The organism is Pseudomonas sp. FP2338 (assembly GCF_030687515.1).
Classification (GTDB): Bacteria; Pseudomonadota; Gammaproteobacteria; order Pseudomonadales; family Pseudomonadaceae; genus Aquipseudomonas; species Aquipseudomonas salomonii.
The window spans coordinates 3,267,513-3,286,802 of sequence record NZ_CP117436.1 but is presented as its reverse complement, the minus strand read 5'-3'; the positions used below and the strand labels follow the sequence as shown (position 1 = coordinate 3,286,802).

Sequence of the window (19,290 nt, the reverse complement as noted above, 5' to 3'; positions counted from 1 at the left end):
CCGGGGCAATCAACCCCGAGCCCTCAGGGTTGTGACCGCGCGGGCAGCGCGGCGTTCGGTTTTATTCCACGGGCGGTTCACGCTACCCTGTGGTGCCAACAATCATAAAAAGGAGTGAGTGATGAGCGTCGAAACCTTGCCGCTGGAGGGCAGTTGCCGCTGTAGTCGGGTGCGTTTCAGCGTGAGTTTGCCGCCGGTAATCACCATGGCGTGCCATTGCAGCGGCTGCCAGAAGATGACCGCCAGTGCGTTTTCCCTTAGCGCGTTGATTCCGGCCGCGGGTTTCACCGTGATCCAGGGTTGCCCGGTGATCGGCGGCTTGCACGGCGTGGACCGCCATTATTGCTGCCCGCACTGCATGAGCTGGCTGTTTACGCGCCCCCATGGCATCGATGAGTTCGTCAATGTACGCGCAACCTTGCTGGATAACGCCCGCGACTACGTGCCGTTCATGGAAACCTGGACCAGCGAAAAACTGCCCTGGGCTGCGACGCCGGCGGTCGAAAGCTTTGCGCAACTGCCCGAGCCGCAGGACTTCCCGCGCTTGATGCAGGCTTACGCCACGTTCAGTGCCGGCTGAGTTCAATCAACCAGGGCCAGCAAGTCGGTATCACCGACGTCCACGCCCGCCTGGGTCAGCAATGTGGTTGCCTGGCCCCGGTGGTGGGTCTGGTGGTTGAAAAAATGCATCAGCAGTGCAAAGAACGGCTTGTGGTTCGCCACGCCGCGCATGTTGTGGTACTGCAGACGCTGGTCGAGATCGGGCTCGCGCAGGCTGTTGGCCCAGTCGATGATCAGTTGGTCCAGCCAGGCGCGGCGGGCCTCCAGCTCGCGCAGGTTGGCGAAAGCCAGTTGCTTCAAGTCAGAAGGCGTGGCAATCGACGCTAATGGCGCCAGTTGGGCAAAGCCTGCCGGATGCTCGGCAAATCGCTTGAGCCACACCGTGTCCCCCAATGTCAGGTGATTGAGTGTGCCGAGGATCGAGCCGAAGAACGCCTGCCGGTCCGTGGTCAGTTCTGCGTCGGTTAGCTGGCTGGCGGCTGCATAGACTTTGCGGTTCATCCACTGGTTGTAGTCAGCCATCAACACTATGTGCTCAAGACGGTTCACGCGGTTTCTCCTTCAACGTGGTGGGGCCATCATAAGGCGTGCCCGCTCGGCGGTCTTGGTGTTCCTGCGCTGGCGGGCTATGGTTGTTGAACGCCAATACGACGCTGCGGGAGAGTGACACCATGAATACCGGCAATTTACTGGAACAGCTGCTGCGCGCCAGCCAGCAAAACGGCGGCGGCTCAGGCGGTGGACTGGGCGGCCTGGGTGGTTTGCTGGGCGGTTTGTTGAACCGCTCCGGCAGCGGCAACGCTGCGGCAGGTGGTGGCGGGCTGGGCGGTTTATTAGGTGGCCTGGGCGGATTGTTGGGCGGTGCGCCTGCCGGTGGCACCCCTCAAACGCGTTCCGGCGGGATGAATTATGCGGCGTTGGCCTCCTTGGGGATGGCGGCTTTCCAGGCGTATCAGGCCTGGCAACGCCAGCAGGCCAGTGCACCGCAGCAGGCCATTCAGACGGTTGATCAGCTCGATGGTCAAGAAGCTGAAGCCCATAGCCATGCGCTGTTACGCGCGCTGATTGCGGCCGCCAAAGCCGATGGCAGGATTGATGAAAACGAGCAGCAAATGATCTCAACCGAAATAGGCCGCCATACCGATGAGCCGCAGTTGAAGCAGTGGCTCAACGACGAAGTCGCCAAGCCGCTGAATGCCGCAGATTTTGCCGAATATGCCGCTGATCCAGGGTTGGCGTCCGAGATCTACCTGGCCAGCGTGATGCTGGTCGACGATCAGCAGGATGCGGAGCGCAGCTATCTGGACGAACTGGCCGCGCAGTTGCAGATCGATGCGAACCTGCAACTGCACCTGGAGCAACAGGCCAAAGCTTAAAACCGGACGGTCGCGCCGGTGGTCAGCCATTGGTTGTGATCACCGGTGAGGCTCTGCCCCACCACCACATCCACATCGACCAATTTGCCCACATGGAACCGCGGCCCGGCCTGCCACGCCTGGTCACCGCCTTCCTGGCCGTAACGCTCACCGATCAGCGTAAGCGCGTCTGCCAACTGGTACTCAACGCCGGTGCCCCACGTCAGGCGGTGGTTTTGTTCACCGCCGTTGTAGGCGTGGGTCCAGCCGCCATTGAGGCTCAGGCGCAATGCCTGCACCGGTTGCCAGGTCAACGGCACATTAAAGTCCGCGCCGTCGAATGCATGCTGGCGGTCCAGGGCAAAGTGGCCAGTGGCAGACACGGCCATTTGCAGGCCCAGGCTTTCCTGTGACCACACCTGCGCCTTTACTTGTGGACTGATTTGCGTCTCGGCATCCCCCGCATTACTGGCGCGCGACAGTGCGGCGCTCCATTCCACGGCAGGCAGTGCGCTGAAGGTACACGCCGGATTAAGCGTCTGGTTATGAATGTTGCCTTGATGCCGGTTGGCGGTGTACCAGGCGTCAACGCTGCATTCGCCCGGGTCGTTGATCCCGCCGTCGTCGACCACATATGAACCGCCGGCCGCCTGGGCTTTCGAAAACAGCGCGATGAGTAAGATAAGGCCGAGTGTGGTACCGATAAAGATCAGGTTACGTTGCAGTGCGCGGCGCTTGGCCGGTGGCAGCAGCAACAGGGTATGGCGAGCGCCCCGGTAGTGACGTTCGCGGTATTTGGCAAACCCGTCCGGGCGTTGTGGGCTGTGTTTTTTGTGCATGATGCACCTCGCTTGAATTCAGCTTTCTACGGTCAGCACCGAAATGCCGCTGGCTTTGGCCTGGCACACCAGCTCCGAGGTGTCGTCACCACCCGGCAGGGCGATGATCACGTCGGGGCGGCTGTCGGCGAGCATGAAATGGTTGCGCTGGCGTTCCGCCTGCTTGCCGTGGCGTTGCCAATTGGGCGGGTAGCGCACCACGTCGATGCGCATTTCCCGCGCCCATTCCTCGATGTCACTGCCGAGGAACTGGTTGCCGCCGTGAATCAAAACCTGCACCGGGCGCAGGCGGTGGTAGGCGTCCAGCACTTGGCGGGTTTTTTTGGTGTCAGCGTAATGACGACCTGCACAGATAAGCACGCGCATAGTCAGGGTCCTTGTGATGCACGGTGGCGGCCGGGCGACCGCCACCGTTTAAACGGCGGGGGTGATCAGTACCACTGCTTGAAGCGGCGGATGTAGATCGTTTTCATCAGTTGTGCCACGCAGCAGTAGGCGAGCAGGGTGCCGACCAGCCATGGGAAGTACGCGAGGGGGAGCGGTTGCAGGCCGACCAGGGTGCCCAGCGGCGAGAACGGCACGTAGATCCCCAGGCAGATGACGATGGCGGTCATCATCAACACCGGCCAGGCAGCCGTGCTCTGGAAGAACGGGATCTTGCGAGTGCGCAACATATGCACCACCAGGGTTTGCGAGAGCAGGCCCTCGATAAACCAGCCGGACTGGAACAGGGTCTGCATTTCTACGCTGTTGGCGCTGAACACGTACCACATCAACGCAAAGGTGGTGATGTCGAAGATCGACGAGGTCGGCCCGATCCAGATCATGAAGCGGCCGATGTTCTTGGCATCCCACTTGCGCGGTTTGGCCAGGTATTCCTTGTCCATCTTGTCCCACGGCAAAGCCAACTGGGAGATGTCGTACATCAGGTTTTGCAGCAGCAGGTGAATTGCCAGCATCGGCATGAATGGGATGAACGCACTGGCCACCAGCACCGAGAACACGTTGCCGAAGTTGGAGCTGGCGGTCATGTTCAGGTACTTCATGATGTTGCCGAAGGTTTCGCGGCCCTTGAGCACGCCTTCTTCCAGCACCATCAGGCTCTTTTCCAGCAGGATGATGTCGGCCGATTCCTTGGCGATATCGGTGCCGCTGTCCACCGAGATACCCACGTCGGCATCACGCAGCGCCGGGGCATCGTTGATGCCGTCGCCGAGGAAGCCCACGGTGTGGCCGTTGGCTTGCAGGGCTTTAAGTACGCGGGACTTCTGCAATGGCGTGAGTTTGGCGAACACCGTGCGTTCTTCCACGCGGCGCAGCAGCGTGGCGTCGTCCATCGCTTCGATTTCCACGCCCAGCAGCGGCTGGCCGGGTTCGAGGCCGACCTGGCGGCAGATCTTGCTGGTGACCACGGCGTTATCGCCAGTCAACACCTTCACGGCCACGCCGATTTGTTGCAGCGCGGCAATCGCCGGGCCTGCGGTTTCCTTCGGTGGATCAAGGAAGGTCAGGAAGCCCTGGATCACCAGGTTGCGCTCATCGGCGGTGGTGTACTGCTGGCGCGCCATGGATTTGGGAATATTGCGCGTCGCGACCACCAAGACGCGGAAACCGTCTTCGTTGTAGTCGTTGGCCAATGCCAGCAGTTCATCACGGCGTTGATCATCCAGCGGCACGGCGGTGCCACCTTCGAGCGTGTGCGTGGAAATGCTCAGCATCTCTTCCACGGCGCCCTTGCACACCAGCAATTGGTCGCCGGCCGTGTCGCGCACCACAATCGACAGGCGCCGGCGCACGAAATCAAACGGCAGTTCATCGACCTTGCTGTAGGCCAGCGGCAACTGGAACTTGGGATTCTGCTCCGAGAACTGCACCACGGCCTGGTCCATCAGGTTTTTCATGCCGCTCTGGTGGAAGCTGTTGAGCCAGGCCAGGGACAGCACCGCGTCATCGCGTTGGCCGAAGGCGTTGACGTGATGCTCAAGGATGATCTTGTCCTGGGTCAGGGTGCCGGTCTTGTCGGTGCACAACACGTCCATCGAACCGAAGTTCTGGATCGCATTGAGGCGCTTGACCACCACTTTGTGCTTGGCCATGGCCGTGGCGCCCTTGGCCAGGTTGGCACTGACGATCATCGGCAGCATTTCCGGGGTCAGGCCCACGGCAACCGCCAGGGCAAACAGGAACGCATCGCCCCAGTCACCTTTGGAGAAGCCGTTGAGGAAGAACACGATTGGCACCATCACCAGCATGAAGCGGATCAACAGCCAGCTGACGCTGTTCACCCCACGGTCGAAGGCGGTTTGCACGCGGGAGCCGACAATCGCCTTGGCCAAGGAGCCAAAGTAGGTGCGCGGCCCGGTGGCGACCACCACGGCCTTGGCGCGGCCGCTGACCACGTTGGTGCCCATAAAGCAGATGTTCGGCAGGTCCAGCAGGTTGCCTTGGTCGGCCGCCAGCGTAGAGGCGGATTTTTGCGTGACATCGCCGAGGGTGTCGTACTTCTCCACCGGCAAGGCTTCGCCGGTCAGCACGGCCTGGCTGATAAACAGGTCGCGGGACTCGATCAGGCGAATATCGGCCGGGATCATGTCGCCGGCAGACAGCTGCACGATGTCACCGGCGACCAGGTCGTGCATCGGCACTTCACGCAGGATCGGCTGGCTGCCGACTTGCTCGCGGCGCAATACGGTGGCAGTGGTGCGCACCATGGCTTTGAGGGCTTCGGCGGATTTGGCCGAGCGGTGCTCCTGCCAGAAACGCAGCAGGCTGCTGAGCAGCACCATGGTCATGATGATGATGACCTTGGTCAAATCCACTTCTTCACCGGCCTGCAATGGTAACCAGTAGTCAGTGACAAAGCTGATCCCGGCGAGGGTCAGCAGTACATAGATGAACGGGTTGTTCAGTGCCTGCAGGAACTGGACGATGGCGTGAGGCGGCTTGTCGTGGGCCACTTCGTTGTAGCCCTCGCGTTGCAGACGTGCCGAAGCGTCCAGTTCGGTCAGGCCATCCTGGGTGGCACGCACATTGGCGAGGGTGGCCGACAGGCCGTTTTGGGCTTCACGGGCGGCACGCATCGACAGTTTGGTGTCGGGTGCGGTGCCATCTTTCTTGTGCAGAGGCGTGTTTTTTACGGCGCTCATTGTCTGTACTCCTGTCGCCAATTCTCGACAAAACATACCCGGTACTTACCTGAATACAGGCGAGCGAAAGCATGCCGAGCCGCGGACTTCGCGATCGGTTTAAATAGGGTGTTCACATAACTTCTACAGTGCCCGCTTAGTGCGCGTTAGTTAACTGGCGCGCAGCGGGCTACTACTGGATGTGTTCATAACGAACTCCAGAATAATCATCAGGAAGTTGCTGTTTCCAGCTGGTTTAAGCGGCGCGAGTGCTCAGGTAAAACTCGAGCAACAGGCTGGCTTGAGCCAGGGTGGAAACCTGAGGTCTCTGCGGGTCTTGAGGGTCGGCGTGGTCCCAGTGCTGCAGCAATTGGCCGCTGGCAGGGCAGATACGCCAGTGCGCCAGCGGGGGAGCTGGGCGCAGTTGATCTTTGCTTGCTTGAGGGAAGGGTGCAGCAAAGGTTGAGCGCGTAGGTGAAAAGCCTACAGGCTCGCGGCACAGCTTGGCGCGCAGGGCTGCGGCTAGCGTGCGAATGTCAGGCAAAACAATCAGTTGAAAGGTCATAACACACCTCGGGACCGGACGGGCGACCGGCGAGGCAGTTACGGTGGAGCATCAAGCTCTAGCGCAGCTTACCGGACCTGGAAGGCGTCCTGTCATATTCTGGGTTTGGCGCCCGATGCCCGCGTGAGCGGTGCTCGGACAGCGACTAGATACTGTGTCCATTGGCTTCTTTTGTGAGGTTTAAAAAAGGCCCCAGTTGTGGGCAGGGGCAATCTACTCAGCGGGGTACAAAATGTCAACGCATAGTTGGTTAAATACATCGGTGTTCAGAGTTCATTCAGATAAGCCGCATCGACAAGTTGTGCGATATATAACTTCATATCCCTTGTGCAGCCAAAACGGCCAGATAGATCAATACCACACCGCAGGCGCCATAACTGATGCGTTGCCATAACGGTGAGGCGTTCTTGCGCAGCAGGTTGACCAACGCTGCAATCAGAAAGCACGACAACACCGATGCCAGCATAAAGCCCGCAAAAAACATCAGCGTTTGCCCATGGCTGGGCGTGGTGCCGACGATGCCGGACAAGGCGCTGCCCAGTGCACCCCAATAGACAATGTTTTTCGGATTGGCCAGGGAAATCGCCGCGCCTACCGCCAGCGCATTTTGCCCGGAACTGGCGGGCGCGCTGCTCGCCTCGGGCAAGCGCCAGGCATCGATCAAGCTGCGGATCCCCAACCAGGCCAGGTACAGCGCGCAGACCACCGTGAGCGGCACACGCACTGCGTCATGCTGGATCAGCAAGGCGATGCCGGTAAGGCCGATCACTGCCCACACCGCATCGCCTACCAGCGAGCCGATCTGCACCAGCAAGGCCGGGGTAAAACCGTGCAGCAGGCCCCGGCGCAGCGTCTCTGCCAGCACGGCGCCGGGCGAGAGGCAAAATACAAAACCGAATACCAGCGCGTAAAAGAAGATCGTCAACATGCCCGCGTTCCTTCAAGAGAGGGCGGGCAGTGTGGCGGCAGGTGGGGCAGGCGTCTTGAACCAGATTGCGCTTCAGCGTTTAAACAACACGCTTTGATAGAGGCCGGGCGTGATGCCATAGGCGGCGCGAAAATGCCGGTTGAGGTGGCTCTGATCAGCAAAGCCCAGGTCATGGGCGACTTCGCTGGCTGCTATGCCATTGCGCAACAAGCCTTTGGCGCGGCGGGTGCGCAGTTGCATCGCCCATTGCCGCGGGCTGAGCCCGGTTTCCTTCTGGAAGGCGCGCAGCAGGTGAAATTTGGACAATCCCAGCTCATCGCCGAGGTGGTCCAGGGGCAACACTTGATGCAAGTGCGCAGCCAGCAATTCCTGGGCGCGGCTGATCATGCTTTTGCCCGTTGCTGTGCTGCCAGGTACACGCACACCACTGACGCCGACCACTTCACCCAGTAGCAACACCAAGGCTTCCTCATTGAGATCGCGGACCAATGCATCGGTACTCATGGCGCCTTTCACCGCCACAGCCAGGCGCTGCGCCAGATCAGGCTGAAAGCACAACGAGCGATCAAACTCCAGCTGCCCCAGCCCCAGGTCAGCCGCCAATTGGTCGGCTGTGGCATACAGGCTGACAAACTGCCAAGGCGCGCCTTGCGCCGCGCCACCGCCCTGAATCTGACCGGGGTTGTACAGCGTAATGCTGCCCGGCCCGGCTTCGAATTCGCGGCGGTCGAGCCAGACCTTTTCCTCACCGACGAGGTTTACGCCGATCACGCATTCATCATGGCTATGGCGGGCAAAGGTCAGGCCGGTGCAGGCGGTGCTGCTGACTTCGTAATTGCCCAGCCAGGCGTGATATATGGCGCTCATGCGTCAGCTCGAAAGGAGTTCAGCGTGAGCATACGCTGACAGGGCCGCTCAAATCGACCGTTGGCTGACACGTTGCGTCAGGGTTGTGCTCGGATTTGGCAACCTGGTCATCCGCTTCTCCAGTTACAACTGCGCGATGTGGTCGAGTTCGGTCTTTAGCGCGGCAGGGCTAAGGCTGGCGAAGTGCAGAGCGAAAAACGCCCTGCAGCGCCTGGCGATGATGTCCAATGTTGTGTTGAAGGCCGCGTCGATACTTGCCTCGTTACCGTCAATGTCGGACGGGTCTTCCAAGCCCCAATGCGCCTTCACCGCCGGCCCGAAATACACCGGGCAGGCTTCGCCCGCAGCTTTGTCGCACACGGTAATCACTAGATCCGGCGGGCTGCCCTCAAAGGCGTCATTGCCCTTGCTGTACAGACCTTCGGTGTTGATGCCCGCCGCCTGCAGCGTGCTCAGGCTGCGCGGCAGCACCTGGCCTTTGGGGAAGCTGCCGGAACTGATCGCCTCGAAACCTGACGGCGCGAGGTGGTTGAACATCGCCTCGGACAAGATGCTGCGGCAGCTGTTGGCGGTACACATGAACAGGACTTTCATTGCGGTATCTCCTTCAGAGACTCAGGCGCAAGGCGAGGGCGGCGAGGGTGATCAACAGCACCGGCAAGGTCAGCACGATGCCGACCTTGAAGTAGTAACCCCAGGTGATGGTGATGCCTTTGCGCGCCAGAATATGCAGCCACAACAAGGTGGCCAGGCTGCCGATCGGGGTGATTTTCGGGCCCAGGTCGCTGCCGATCACGTTGGCGTAGATCATCGCGTCCTTGACCACGCCCACGGCATGGCTGGACTCGATCGACAGCGCGCCGATCAGCACCGTCGGCAGGTTGTTCATCGCCGATGACAACAGCGCCGTCAGCACGCCGGTGCCCATGGCCGCGCCCCATACGCCGTAGGTGGCGAAGGTGTCGAGCCAAGTAGCGAGGTAGGTGGTCAGGCCGGCGTTGCGCAGGCCGTAGACCACCAGGTACATGCCCAAGGAAAACACCACGATCTGCCACGGCGCTTCTTTCAACACTTTGCGTGTGGAGATCTTGTGGCCCTTGGCGGCGATCACCAGCAGCAACACAGCGCACACGGCGGAAATCGCACTGATGGGAATGCCCAGCGGCTCTAACGCGAAACAGCCCACCAGCAAGATGCCCAACACCCACCAGCCGGCGCGAAAGGTCGCACGATCATGGATGGCGCTGGCGGGGTCTTCGAGGTCGGCCGGGTCGTAGGCCTGGGGAATATCGCGGCGAAAGAACCACAGCAGGACCGCAAGGGTGGCGGCGACACTGACGAAGTTCACCGGCACCATCACCGCCGCGTATTCGTTGAAGCCGATCTTGAAGTAATCCGCCGAGACGATATTCACCAGGTTCGACACCACCAGCGGCAGGCTCGCGGTATCCGCGATAAACCCCGCGCCCATCACAAACGCCAGGGTCGCTGCCGGAGAAAAGCGCAAGGCCAGCAGCATCGACATGACGATGGGCGTGAGGATCAACGCGGCGCCGTCGTTGGCAAACAGCGCCGAAACCAGCGCGCCCAGCAGCACCATATAGGCAAACAGCCGCCGGCCACGCCCACGACCCCAACGCGCCACATGCAGGGCGGTCCAGGCAAAGAAGCCGGCCTCGTCGAGCAACAGGCTGATGACGATCAGCGCAACAAAGGTGCCGGTGGCGTTCCAGATGATGTGCCACACCACGGGGATGTCCGCCAGGCTGATGACCCCGCAGGCCAGCGCCAGGATGGCGCCCATGCTTGCACTCCAGCCGACTCCTAGGCCTTTGGGCTGCCAGATGACCAGAACGATGGTGAAGATAAAAATGCCAATTGCGACAAGCATGAATTAACGCTCCGATGGCTCAGCAGCAGGTGCTGGCCCGTTGTGGTCGGTCGCCCATGGCAGCAAGACGCTGCGCGTCGTGGTGCAACCAGGGTTGGTTGGCTTGCAAGGTGGTGTCCAGCACTTGAGTGACCCAAACGGGCAGTGCCGGGTTGATGCGGTAGTAGATCCATTGGCCCTGACGACGATCCAGCAACAACCTGCAACTGCGCAGTTGCGCCAGGTGACGGGAGATCTTTGGCTGGCTGTCGTCCAGAGCATGGATCAGTTCGCACACGCAAAGTTCGCCTTCGCGCAGGATCAATAACGTCAAGCGGGCACGGGTGGCGTCGGCCAGGCATTTGAACAGGGTGGGCGGGGAGAAGGGGTCTGACATGATGAAGGTCTTTTTCATATGCGTTTATTCGAATATACGTATGTCCATATATGTAGGTCAAATCCTGTATTCGATTGATATGGATCAAACCCCGCCCAATCAACCACAAGTGACTGAAATTAAAATGAAACACGAATGTCCTAAAGTGCCTGCCCATTGCTGATGAAGGATGAACCCGCGTGACCCGTGCCACTCGCAACCTGCGCAAGACCCTCGATTCCGTCGCGGACAATAACGAAATCGCGGCGTTTGACCTGATGCGCGCCGTCGAAAAACTCGGCGATGAAGTGCTGCGCCAACGCCTGCTCAATACCATTCACCGGCTCAATCAGGACGCCCATGAACTGCGTGAGGCGCGCGACTCGGTGGAGCAGGTGTCGGTCAAGCTCGCCTGAGTGCGCAAGATCGTTCAAGACAACCTGCTTTAAACGCTGGCATGCTTGTCGACTGTTTGTCGATGAGCCGTCTCCATGCCTGCTGCCTTACCGCATTACGCCTTCGCCCGCGGCGCCATCGCCGTTATTCCGTTATCCCTGGCCTGTGCGCCGTGGGGGCTGCTCGCCGGCTCCATGGCCATTGACGCGCAATTTACCCCACTGCAAGCCCAGGGTTTGTCCGCCATCGTGTTTGCCGGTGCTGCGCAGTTGGTGGCCATCGGCATGGTCAAGAGTGGCGCCAGCCTGATTTCGATTGTGCTGACCACCTTGCTGCTGACTTCCCAGCATTTGCTGTACGGCATGCATATGCGCCCGACACTCTCGTCACTTAACGCCCGCTGGCGCATGAGCCTGGGCTTTCTGCTCACTGATGAGTTCTTCGCGCTGGTCAACCACTATGACCGCCAGACGTTCAATCGCTGGTATGCGCTGGGGGTGGGGCTGACGTTTTACATCGCCTGGAACCTTTTTACCCTGGCTGGCATTGTGCTCGGCAAAAGCATTCCCGGGCTTGACCAGTTGGGGTTGGAGTTTTCGATTGCCGCGACCTTTATCGCGCTGATTACCCCGGTGGTGCGTGATGTGCCGACGGTGGTGTGTGTGGCGGTGTCGTTGCTGTTTTCGGTGTGGCTGAGCTTTTTGCACTGGGAGTCGGCGGTGGTGGTGTCCGGGGTGGTGGGCATGACTGCGGGGTTTGCCTGCAAACGGCTGGGGGTAGGGCAGAAGTGATCTACATCATGATTGTGGCCATGGGGCTGGTGGTTTTCCTTAACCGTTACCTGTTTATCGAGCCGCGTTTGCCGGTGCGGCTTAACCGTGGGGCGCGGGAGTTTCTGGGGTTTGCAGTGCCTGGGATGCTGACGGCGATTTGCGGGCCGATCATTTTTCTTGCTGACCATCAGTTGAATCTGAGTCCGGCTAATCCTTATTTGCTGGCGGGAGCCTGTGCGGTGGCGTTGATGTTTTGGACGCGTAGCGTGTTGATTACGGTGCTGTTGAGCATGGGGTTGTTTTATTTGTTTCGCTGGTGGTTTTGAGGGTACATATCCGTTGCTGCGGTAACGGCGGCCTATGGTTCCGCTCTTACAGCGGGTCACTTTTGCAAGGACGCAAAAGTAACCATGGACTTGTTCCCTCAAAACGTACGCCATGAAGCGAGTGTTAAGCAGTTTGCTTCAGTTGCTTTGCGTAGTCATTAGGTGAGCTGTATCCCAGCGCCGAGTGCAGCCGTGCCGCGTTGTAAAACCCATGGATGTAGCTTGCGATTGATGCATGGGCCTGTGCTTTGCTGGGATACACACCGATGGCTTCCTCCTTCTTGAGTGTGGCAAAAAAGCTCTCTGCCACGGCGTTATCCCAGCAATTCCCCTTACGGCTCATGCTTTGCACGAAGCCTCTTTCCGCGATCATGCTACGAAAACCGCTACCGGTGTATTGTCGGCCTCGATCAGAGTGAAAAATTACACCGTGATCAACTGGCGCTCTGGTCCAGGCGTTCATGAACGCCTGTTGTACCAAACCCTCGGGCATACGATCCGACAGGCTGTAACCCAGCACCTGCCGGGTCTGGATACTCAACACCACAGCCAAGTACAACCAACCCTGGCGAGTCGAAATATATGTGATATCCCCCACCCAGGCGGGTGCCGGGCTTGTCACGGAAAAACGTCGTTTCAACACGTTGTCAGAAATGGGTTGGATATACCGGTTATCCATCGAGTGTTTGAACCGGGCTTTGATTTTTCCTCGCAGCATCTCCTCTCTCATCAGACGAGCTACTCGCTTGTGCCCTATCGCGTACGAACGGTTATGAAGCGCCTTAACCATGCGTGGGCGCCCATAAGTGCCTCGGCTTGCCCGATGAATCGCACGAATTTCCAAGCGAATCGCCGCATCTGGATCAGGACGTTTCTGACGCTTCAAATAGCCGTGAAAGCCCGACACCGAGACCTCCATCACTCGACATAACAGCCTGACTGGAAAGTGAGTCCGTTCACGGGCGACGAAGGCGTATCTCAGTTGGACTCTCTGGCAAAGAACGCCGTCGCTTTTTTTAGGATTTCTCGCTCCATTTTGAGCGTGGCATTTTCAGCTCGAAGCCGAGCCAGCTCACTTTCCAGGTCAGAGACCGGATGCCGGGCAGGAGAACTGAGAGGACGCCCGTTGCGTGCGGCGTCCAGCCAATTACCTAAGGTTTTGACCGAGATATCCAACTGTCGGGCAGCTTCTCCTCGACCAATGCTTTCAGCGAGTGTCACTGCCTGAGCTTTGAAGTCATCGGTGTAACGGCGGCGAGTTTGCTGTGCCATAAGTGCCTCCAAGATTGCGATTAAAATATCGCTTCTTGGCGTCCGCTGCGAGGGAACAAGTCCACCAAAAGGTCCTCGCCCCACCACTCGGCACCTCGCTAATGCTCGGTGTGCCCTCACTCCGGCTTGAATCCGTGGGCCGCCGCGATGGGCCGTCCTTGGCCCAGCGCGGCTAACCCGGCGTCCTGCCGGGTTACCCACGGATTCAAGCCTGCGTTCGGCCAGCGTGGTTAACGGGGCGTCTTAGATCAAAAGCAGATCAAGATCAAAAGCAGAGCACGGCGGCCTAGTAGCCGACCTGAGTGGTTAGATCAAAAGCGAAAAGCGGATTTGCATACACCTGGGATCTGCTTTTCTGTGGGAGCTGGCTTGCCTGCGATGCAGACACCTCGGTGTGTCAGGTACACCGAGTTGATGCCATCGCAGGCAAGCCAGCTCCCACATTAGACCGAGTATGGCTTTGCTGTTGCTGTTGCTGTTGCTGTTGCTCTTACATCCTTTTGCTGGGCCGGCATTCCGGTCCCTCAAAAAGTAAGCCGCTGTAAGAGCGGAACCATAGGCCGCCGTTACCTAAATAATGGATATGCCCCCAACAAACATCACCACCGCGTGCTCAACCGCCGCCAAAAAAACCAGGCAAAAAAAAGCCCGCGGGAGAGCGGGCAGAAGGGATACTTCTTAAAAATGAGCCTGATGACTATAGGGGCCAGTCGCGCCCTTCACAGTGAAACAAAGTTCATGCACGCATCAGACAATCACCGGAGAGTGGTAGAGTCGCATTTTTTCCAAGGAAGCAATGGCATGCGAAAGCTGGTAATTGGCGCATTGGCAGTGGCCGCACTGTCCGGTTGTGCGGGCTCGAAGATGAAGGACGCGCGCAGCGGTCAGCCCTACAAGACCCTGGCGTCGGACAAGGCCACATTGGTGGTAGCCCAATGCATTCAGTTCGGCTGGCAGGACGAGGCTGTGTTCGGTATTGACGCGGGTGGCTTCAAAGAGCCGCTCGAAGCCGGTGGTTTTACCGTCTACACCACGGGCGGTGACTACTTTGCCGATGTGCGCGTAGCCGGTGGCGGTTCCAGCATCAAGTACTATGCCGCCCAGGACACGATGCCGGCCAAGCGTCGGTTGGCCGCACTGGCAACCTGTCTGTAGGCTGTCTCCTTAGCATTTTTCGGAAATGCCCGGCGGGACAGGCGCGGGGCATAGGTTTATCATTCGTTTCGCTCGCTCGACGTGATGGCTCTTTACCAGTACACGGACGTCGAGGCCTTATCGTCGAGCGGGCCTCGTTTTCTTCCTAGCGCGGCATGTAGCCCAAGTGCCAGCGCCGGGGAATCTTCAGTGACACCAGCCCCAGCACGGCAGCCAATGCGCCACTGACCAGCAGCGCCTTGAGCCCGAGTTGGTGCTCCAGCACCGCGCCAATCACGGCGCCCACGAACATGCCGACCCACGGCACCAGTTGCACCCGCCAACCATTACGCCGTTCCCCCAGTATCCAGCGCCCCAACCCGCGGCCAAAACGTGAGAGCGCGCCGGTCACATAGGTCAGGCCCACCGGCAAACCGTTGACCTCTTCCACGGCCGCATTGAGCATGCCCATGGCCAGGATCGCCGCCAGCAGCGCCGGCAACGTATCGTCGAAGGGCCACAGCGCTGCGCCGCACAACAAGGCGGCGATGCACAGCAGCAAAGGCAGCGCATGCCGGCGGCTGAAGCGGCTGACCACCACGCCCAGGGCGTTGCCCAGCACAAACATTGCCACCAGCAACAGCAGGCGCCCGGTCAGGCCCAGGTCACCGGCGCTGATTGCCACCGCCAGGCGCGTGGTGTTGCCGCTCATGAACGAAACAAAATCTCCGCTGGCCATAAAGCCAATCGCATCGGTCATGCCCGCCAGCACCGACAGGCTGGCCACCAGCATCAAGCCGACCCGCCCGCGCCAGCGTTGGCGATGGGCAAGCGCTGCATTGGCGTAAGGCCTTTGGGACGAAGGCAACATAGGACCGGGCTCCGCGGTGAGATTATTCGGCCACTACCGTAGGACGCTTTGGCGGTGCATGCAATGACCTCAGACACTTTCCAGTCGCCAGCCGCTGGGCTGCCAGGTCAAATGGTGGGTCGGCCGGATCGCCTGGATGAACGCCTCGTCATGGGACACCGCGACAATGGCCCCGGTAAACCCGCGCAACGCCTGCTCAAAGGCCAGTACCGATTCCAGGTCCAGATGGTTGGTGGGCTCGTCCAGCAATAACAGTTGCGCCGGGGAATCGCGCCACAGGGTCACCGCCATCGCAGCTTTCAAGCGTTCGCCGCCGCTCAGTTGGCCGGTGGGTTGGGTGACGCGCAGGGCATCCAGTTGCAACCAGGCCAGGCGCGTGCGCAGCTCGGCTTCGGCCAGGGGCGTGTCGAGCAGGTTGAGTTGTTCGACGATGGAACGCTCATCCATCAGCAGCGCCAGGTGCTGATCGATATACGCGGCGGGTATCGACACCGTACAGGTGCCGCTGACCGCTTGCCATTGGCCCGCCAGCAGCTTGAGCAGCGTGGACTTGCCGCAACCGTTCGGCCCACGCACGGCCACGCGTACCGGGCCGATCAGGTTGAGCGTGAGGTAAGTCGCCGGCTGGTGCGGGTCGAGCCACGGCAGTTGGGCATGCTCCAGGGTGAGTACGTGTCGGCCGTTGGGCAAGGCCGAGCCGGGCAGGGCGAGCAAGGTCGGGGTTTCATCGACGACACGTGCATAGGCTTGGCGCACCTGCCCATCCAGCTCATTCTTGTAGGCGTGGTGAGCGCTGCGCACCGTGCTGACGATTTCCTTGGCGGCGCCTTTCCAGCGGGCTTTGGTAAAGCGATCAACGTTGGCGGTTTCGGCATGCTTGCGTGAGCGTGCGGCATTGCGTTGCAGGCTGTCGTGATCTTTTTGCAGGCGCTTGCGTTCGCGGCTGCGTTGCAGGCGAGCTTGCTCAAGCGCCATGGCGGCAGCGTGCTGTTCGGTATCGCGTTGCTGGCGATAGGCAGCGTAATTGCCGCCATACACACGCATGCCAAGGGGCGACAGCTCGACGATGCGCGCCAGGGTATTGAGCAGCTGTCGATCATGGCTGACCACCACCAAACCGCCGCGCCACTCGCGCAAAACCCGCAGCAGCCACTCGCGCCCATGGCTGTCGAGGTGGTTGGTGGGCTCATCCAGCACCAGCAGATCCGGCGCTGCCAATAGCGCACCGATGACGGCAACCCTGGCCAGTTGGCCGCCACTCAGTTGATTGGCTGGCGCGTCAAAGCCGAGCGCGTGTAAACCCGCGTCATCAAGTGCGGCACGCAAGCGTTCGGCAAGGTCCCAGCGATCGTCAATCAGCTCAAGGTCACCGCCCCGGGCCTCGCCTCGGGCCATGCGCTCAAGCGCGGCCAAGGCCTGGGCAGTATCGGTGATCTGCGCAAGGCTTGCTCCCGGTTGCAGCGTCAGGCTCTGTGCGACGTAAGCGACGCGGGCCTTGCCGACCAGCGTACCGGAAGAGGGTGCAAGCACCCCGGCAAGCAGCTTCGCCAGGATACTTTTACCGCGACCATTACGGCCGACAATCCCGGTGGGTGTGTAATCAATGGACAGGGTGAGGTCGTCCAGCAAGGTTTCGCCATTGGCGAACTGGAAGCACACGTGTTGCAGGGAAACCAATACGGGCAGGCGTTTGACGTCAGTCATCAGCACCTCCAAAAAAATGTCGGACAGGCCAACAAGCGCGCCAGGCGGCTCGTTGCAGGTACATTTTGGAAGGCTTAGTGGTTCACGTCGGCGCTCATCCCGTGAGTCAGAAGGGACCCGAAGGCTAACCCAGCTTGGCGCCCTTGGGCAAGTCGGTGGCCAATTGCTCGAGGAACATCGCCAGCGCGACTTCTTCGGCTTTGAGGCCCTTGCGCACCCGTGGCTTGGGCAATTTGGACAGCTCGCCCAGGCTGAAATGCTCCAGCACGGCGGGGTGGATGTAGCACTTGCGGCACACCGCTGGCGTATTGCCCAACTGCTTGGCGACATCTTTAACCATCGCAACCACGTGGCGCTTGGCATCGGATTCGGGCTGCCACTCCAACTCGCGCAACACCGCCAGCGCCATCGCGGTGCCGGCCCAGGTGCGGTAGTCCTTGGCGGTGAAATCGGCGCCGGTGAGGCTGTGCAAATAGGCATTCACGTCGTGGGAACTGACGGTGCGGCGCTCGCCGTCTTCGTCCAGGTACTGAAACAGATTCTGCCCCGGCAACTCCAGGCAGCGCTTGACCACCGTGGCCAGGCGCCGGTCCTTGACGCTGACCTGGTGCTCGACGCCACTCTTGCCGCGAAACTGGAACTGGATCTCGCTGCCCTTGATGTCCACATGGCGGTTGCGCAGGGTGGTCAGTCCGTAGGATTTGTTGTCGCGGGCATATTGGGTGTTGCCGACGCGGATCAGTGTGGCGTCCAGCAGCATCACCACGGTGGCCAGGACTTTTTCACGGGTGAACCCCGGCGCGGCGATTTGCGCTTCCAATTGCTTGCGCAGTTTGGGCAAGGCATTGCCGAACTCTTGCAGGCGCGAGTATTTGTCGGTGTCGCGCACTTCGCGCCAGCGCGTGTGATAGCGGTACTGCTTGCGGCCTCGCGCATCACGGCCGGTGGCTTGCAGGTGCCCGCGCGGGTCGGCGCAGATCCACACATCGGTGTAGGCCGGTGGCACGGCCAACGCATTCAGGCGCTTGATTTCATCGGCATCGGTGATGCGCTGGCCTTTGGGGTCGAGATACTGAAACTTGCCACGCAGCTTTTTGCGGCGGATGCCGGGTTGGGTGTCGTCAACATAATGCAGGTCGCGGGGCAGGTCGGCAGGCAGCGCAGAGTCGGGCATGGTGCAGGTTCCTTGGCAACAGATCAGGCCGGTATACCTGATTGACCACAGGGTTTTGCGCGGGTGCCAAATACTTACGCCAGCACGGCTACCGCCTTGATTTGCGCCCACAACGCCTGGCCCGCATGCAGGTGCAGTTGGTCGCGGGAGAAGCGTGTAATCCTCGCCAGCAGTGGCGTACCGCCGGCATCCAGGCGCACCAGTACATGGGCGCTGTTGTCCGCCGCTATTTCCTGGGAGACCGTCACCGGCAAGCGGTTGAGGATGCTGCTGGCTTCTTCGGCGTGCAGGCTGAGGCTGACGTCGCGTGCCTGCACCTTGACCCGCAACGGTTTGCCCAACGCCAGCGGTGCATGAGCCACGCGCATTTGCAACGGGCTGTCGGGCAATTGCAGGGTGAGCAGTTGATAGTGTTCATCGTAGGCAATCACGCTGCCATTGATGACCACCCCGGCGTTATCGCCCAGCGCCATCGGCAAGTCCAGGCGTGCCAGGGTTTCGCCGATGGGGCCGCTGGCCAGCGCTTTGCCGTCGCTTAATAGCACGATGTGATCGGCCAGGCGCGCCACTTCGTCCTGGGCATGGCTGACGTACAGCACCGGAATATCCAATTCGTCATGCAGGCGTTCGAGGTAGGGCAGTATCTCGCTTTTGCGCTTGCTGTCCAGGGCTGCCAGGGGTTCATCCATCAACAACAGCTGCGGGCTGGTGAGCAGCGCGCGGGCAATGCCGACACGCTGACGTTCGCCGCCGGACAAGTGCTGCGGGTGGCGTTCAAGCAAGTGGCCAATGCCCAGCAGTTCGGCGGCCTGGGCCAGGTCCACGCGGCGAAGCGAGCGGGCAATACGCTTGAGGCCGAATTCCAGATTGGCGCGCACAGACAGATGCGCAAACAGGCTCGCCTCCTGGAACACATAACCCAATGCGCGCTTATGCGGCGGTACAAACACGCCGTTGCGGCTGTCTTGCCAGACCTCTTCGTTGATCTGGATAAACCCGTCTTCAGCCCGCTCAAGCCCGGCGATACAGCGCAGGCATGTGGTCTTGCCAGACCCGGAATGCCCGTACAGTGCGGTCACGCCACGGCCGGGCAGGTGCAGGTCTACGTCCAGCGCAAAACCTGGGTACTTCACGTTCAGGCGAACATCAATCAT

The 19,290-nt window shown here is 60.3% G+C and carries 22 protein-coding genes; 6 read left to right on the top strand and 16 right to left on the bottom strand.

Translation table 11 applies throughout. The features are described 5' to 3' along the window. The first annotated feature begins 121 nt into the window (after positions 1-121). Positions 122-580, top strand: a complete 459-nt coding sequence (locus PSH96_RS14825) for a GFA family protein (RefSeq protein WP_305453596.1) — start codon at positions 122-124, stop codon at positions 578-580. 2 nt (positions 581-582) lie between these two features. Here PSH96_RS14825 and PSH96_RS14820 read toward each other — a convergent pair whose 3' ends face one another. After that, positions 583-1,110: a DinB family protein gene (locus PSH96_RS14820; RefSeq protein ID WP_305453595.1), complete on the bottom strand. Its 528-nt coding sequence runs from the start codon at positions 1,108-1,110 to the stop codon at positions 583-585. 122 nt (positions 1,111-1,232) lie between these two features. On the opposite strand from PSH96_RS14820, the gene PSH96_RS14815 reads away from it, so the two are divergent. Then, positions 1,233-1,937, top strand: a complete 705-nt coding sequence (locus tag PSH96_RS14815) for a tellurite resistance TerB family protein (protein WP_305453594.1) — start codon at positions 1,233-1,235, stop codon at positions 1,935-1,937. Here the strand turns inward: PSH96_RS14815 and PSH96_RS14810 are convergent. The 9 genes from PSH96_RS14810 to PSH96_RS14770 all read right to left on the bottom strand — a co-directional run bounded on the left by PSH96_RS14810 (position 1,934) and on the right by PSH96_RS14770 (position 10,507). Then, entirely contained in the window at positions 1,934-2,755 is an 822-nt protein-coding gene (locus tag PSH96_RS14810; protein WP_305453593.1) for a hypothetical protein, read from the bottom strand. The two genes, PSH96_RS14815 and PSH96_RS14810, sit on opposite strands and share 4 nt — an antisense overlap. Before the next feature lie 18 nt (positions 2,756-2,773). Then, positions 2,774-3,121, bottom strand: a complete 348-nt coding sequence (locus tag PSH96_RS14805; protein ID WP_305453592.1) for an SLOG family protein — start codon at positions 3,119-3,121, stop codon at positions 2,774-2,776. 65 nt (positions 3,122-3,186) lie between these two features. After that, a complete protein-coding gene (gene mgtA / locus PSH96_RS14800; protein ID WP_305453591.1) occupies positions 3,187-5,901 on the bottom strand; it encodes a magnesium-translocating P-type ATPase in 2,715 nt (904 codons plus the stop codon). Between the two features lie 235 nt (positions 5,902-6,136). Further along, positions 6,137-6,445: a hypothetical protein gene (locus PSH96_RS14795; protein WP_305453590.1), complete on the bottom strand. Its 309-nt coding sequence runs from the start codon at positions 6,443-6,445 to the stop codon at positions 6,137-6,139. A 316-nt stretch (positions 6,446-6,761) separates the two neighbouring features. Beyond that, entirely contained in the window at positions 6,762-7,373 is a 612-nt protein-coding gene (locus PSH96_RS14790; RefSeq protein ID WP_056860094.1) for a LysE family transporter, read from the bottom strand. 72 nt (positions 7,374-7,445) lie between these two features. Continuing rightward, positions 7,446-8,240, bottom strand: coding sequence for an AraC family transcriptional regulator (locus PSH96_RS14785; protein WP_305453589.1), 795 nt, complete (start codon positions 8,238-8,240; stop codon positions 7,446-7,448). A gap of 123 nt (positions 8,241-8,363) precedes the next feature. Beyond that, positions 8,364-8,834, bottom strand: coding sequence for an arsenate reductase ArsC (locus PSH96_RS14780; RefSeq protein ID WP_305453588.1), 471 nt, complete (start codon positions 8,832-8,834; stop codon positions 8,364-8,366). A 13-nt stretch (positions 8,835-8,847) separates the two neighbouring features. After that, positions 8,848-10,131: an arsenic transporter gene (locus PSH96_RS14775; protein WP_177024447.1), complete on the bottom strand. Its 1,284-nt coding sequence runs from the start codon at positions 10,129-10,131 to the stop codon at positions 8,848-8,850. 19 nt (positions 10,132-10,150) lie between these two features. Further along, a complete protein-coding gene (locus tag PSH96_RS14770) occupies positions 10,151-10,507 on the bottom strand; it encodes a metalloregulator ArsR/SmtB family transcription factor (RefSeq protein ID WP_305453586.1) in 357 nt (118 codons plus the stop codon). Between the two features lie 179 nt (positions 10,508-10,686). Here PSH96_RS14770 and PSH96_RS14765 point away from each other — a divergent pair, with 179 nt between their 5' ends. From PSH96_RS14765 to PSH96_RS14755, 3 genes are all read left to right on the top strand, one after another. Beyond that, positions 10,687-10,902, top strand: a complete 216-nt coding sequence (locus tag PSH96_RS14765; protein WP_305453585.1) for a hypothetical protein — start codon at positions 10,687-10,689, stop codon at positions 10,900-10,902. A 75-nt stretch (positions 10,903-10,977) separates the two neighbouring features. Then, a complete protein-coding gene (locus PSH96_RS14760) occupies positions 10,978-11,673 on the top strand; it encodes an AzlC family ABC transporter permease (protein WP_305453584.1) in 696 nt (231 codons plus the stop codon). Next, on the top strand, positions 11,670-11,981 hold the full coding sequence (locus PSH96_RS14755; RefSeq protein WP_305453583.1) for an AzlD domain-containing protein: 312 nt from the start codon (positions 11,670-11,672) through the stop codon (positions 11,979-11,981). The genes PSH96_RS14760 and PSH96_RS14755 overlap by 4 nt, the downstream gene beginning before the upstream one ends. Positions 11,982-12,105: 124 nt before the next feature. Here the strand turns inward: PSH96_RS14755 and PSH96_RS14750 are convergent, their stop codons facing one another. Both PSH96_RS14750 and PSH96_RS14745 read right to left on the bottom strand, forming a co-directional pair. After that, the gene (locus tag PSH96_RS14750) at positions 12,106-12,963 is read right to left on the bottom strand and encodes an IS3 family transposase (RefSeq protein WP_305460074.1); all 858 of its coding nucleotides are present in this window, start codon (positions 12,961-12,963) and stop codon (positions 12,106-12,108) included. Then, complete coding sequence (locus PSH96_RS14745; RefSeq protein ID WP_305453582.1) at positions 12,960-13,253, bottom strand: transposase; 294 nt, start codon at positions 13,251-13,253, stop codon at positions 12,960-12,962. Before PSH96_RS14745 ends, PSH96_RS14750 begins: the two co-directional genes overlap by 4 nt. Before the next feature lie 801 nt (positions 13,254-14,054). On the opposite strand from PSH96_RS14745, the gene PSH96_RS14740 reads away from it, so the two are divergent. Continuing rightward, a complete protein-coding gene (locus PSH96_RS14740) occupies positions 14,055-14,408 on the top strand; it encodes a lipoprotein (RefSeq protein ID WP_305453580.1) in 354 nt (117 codons plus the stop codon). Positions 14,409-14,553: 145 nt separating this feature from the next. Here the strand turns inward: PSH96_RS14740 and PSH96_RS14735 are convergent, their stop codons facing one another. The 4 genes from PSH96_RS14735 to modC all read right to left on the bottom strand — a co-directional run bounded on the left by PSH96_RS14735 (position 14,554) and on the right by modC (position 19,290). After that, positions 14,554-15,258, bottom strand: coding sequence for a YoaK family protein (locus PSH96_RS14735; RefSeq protein ID WP_058420356.1), 705 nt, complete (start codon positions 15,256-15,258; stop codon positions 14,554-14,556). 69 nt (positions 15,259-15,327) lie between these two features. Further along, positions 15,328-16,962, bottom strand: a complete 1,635-nt coding sequence (locus PSH96_RS14730; RefSeq protein WP_305453579.1) for an ABC-F family ATP-binding cassette domain-containing protein — start codon at positions 16,960-16,962, stop codon at positions 15,328-15,330. A gap of 124 nt (positions 16,963-17,086) precedes the next feature. Beyond that, a complete protein-coding gene (locus PSH96_RS14725) occupies positions 17,087-18,136 on the bottom strand; it encodes a DNA topoisomerase IB (RefSeq protein ID WP_305453578.1) in 1,050 nt (349 codons plus the stop codon). Between the two features lie 74 nt (positions 18,137-18,210). Beyond that, complete coding sequence (modC, locus tag PSH96_RS14720; RefSeq protein WP_305453577.1) at positions 18,211-19,290, bottom strand: molybdenum ABC transporter ATP-binding protein; 1,080 nt, start codon at positions 19,288-19,290, stop codon at positions 18,211-18,213.

What these genes read in the sequence shown, in the direction of transcription:
- PSH96_RS14725 (WP_305453578.1), bottom strand. Translation starts at nt 18,136, where the DNA reads ATGCCCGACTCTGCGCTGCCTGCCGACCTGCCCCGCGACCTGCATTAT.
- PSH96_RS14825 (WP_305453596.1), top strand. Translation starts at nt 122, where the DNA reads ATGAGCGTCGAAACCTTGCCGCTGGAGGGCAGTTGCCGCTGTAGTCGG.
- PSH96_RS14790 (WP_056860094.1), bottom strand. Translation starts at nt 7,373, where the DNA reads ATGTTGACGATCTTCTTTTACGCGCTGGTATTCGGTTTTGTATTTTGC.
- modC (WP_305453577.1), bottom strand. Translation starts at nt 19,290, where the DNA reads ATGATTGATGTTCGCCTGAACGTGAAGTACCCAGGTTTTGCGCTGGAC.
- PSH96_RS14815 (WP_305453594.1), top strand. Translation starts at nt 1,233, where the DNA reads ATGAATACCGGCAATTTACTGGAACAGCTGCTGCGCGCCAGCCAGCAA.
- PSH96_RS14740 (WP_305453580.1), top strand. Translation starts at nt 14,055, where the DNA reads ATGCGAAAGCTGGTAATTGGCGCATTGGCAGTGGCCGCACTGTCCGGT.
- PSH96_RS14745 (WP_305453582.1), bottom strand. Translation starts at nt 13,253, where the DNA reads ATGGCACAGCAAACTCGCCGCCGTTACACCGATGACTTCAAAGCTCAG.
- PSH96_RS14775 (WP_177024447.1), bottom strand. Translation starts at nt 10,131, where the DNA reads ATGCTTGTCGCAATTGGCATTTTTATCTTCACCATCGTTCTGGTCATC.
- PSH96_RS14770 (WP_305453586.1), bottom strand. Translation starts at nt 10,507, where the DNA reads ATGTCAGACCCCTTCTCCCCGCCCACCCTGTTCAAATGCCTGGCCGAC.
- PSH96_RS14730 (WP_305453579.1), bottom strand. Translation starts at nt 16,962, where the DNA reads ATGACTGACGTCAAACGCCTGCCCGTATTGGTTTCCCTGCAACACGTG.
- PSH96_RS14795 (WP_305453590.1), bottom strand. Translation starts at nt 6,445, where the DNA reads ATGACCTTTCAACTGATTGTTTTGCCTGACATTCGCACGCTAGCCGCA.
- PSH96_RS14785 (WP_305453589.1), bottom strand. Translation starts at nt 8,240, where the DNA reads ATGAGCGCCATATATCACGCCTGGCTGGGCAATTACGAAGTCAGCAGC.
- mgtA (WP_305453591.1), bottom strand. Translation starts at nt 5,901, where the DNA reads ATGAGCGCCGTAAAAAACACGCCTCTGCACAAGAAAGATGGCACCGCA.
- PSH96_RS14735 (WP_058420356.1), bottom strand. Translation starts at nt 15,258, where the DNA reads ATGTTGCCTTCGTCCCAAAGGCCTTACGCCAATGCAGCGCTTGCCCAT.
- PSH96_RS14805 (WP_305453592.1), bottom strand. Translation starts at nt 3,121, where the DNA reads ATGCGCGTGCTTATCTGTGCAGGTCGTCATTACGCTGACACCAAAAAA.
- PSH96_RS14810 (WP_305453593.1), bottom strand. Translation starts at nt 2,755, where the DNA reads ATGCACAAAAAACACAGCCCACAACGCCCGGACGGGTTTGCCAAATAC.
- PSH96_RS14780 (WP_305453588.1), bottom strand. Translation starts at nt 8,834, where the DNA reads ATGAAAGTCCTGTTCATGTGTACCGCCAACAGCTGCCGCAGCATCTTG.
- PSH96_RS14760 (WP_305453584.1), top strand. Translation starts at nt 10,978, where the DNA reads ATGCCTGCTGCCTTACCGCATTACGCCTTCGCCCGCGGCGCCATCGCC.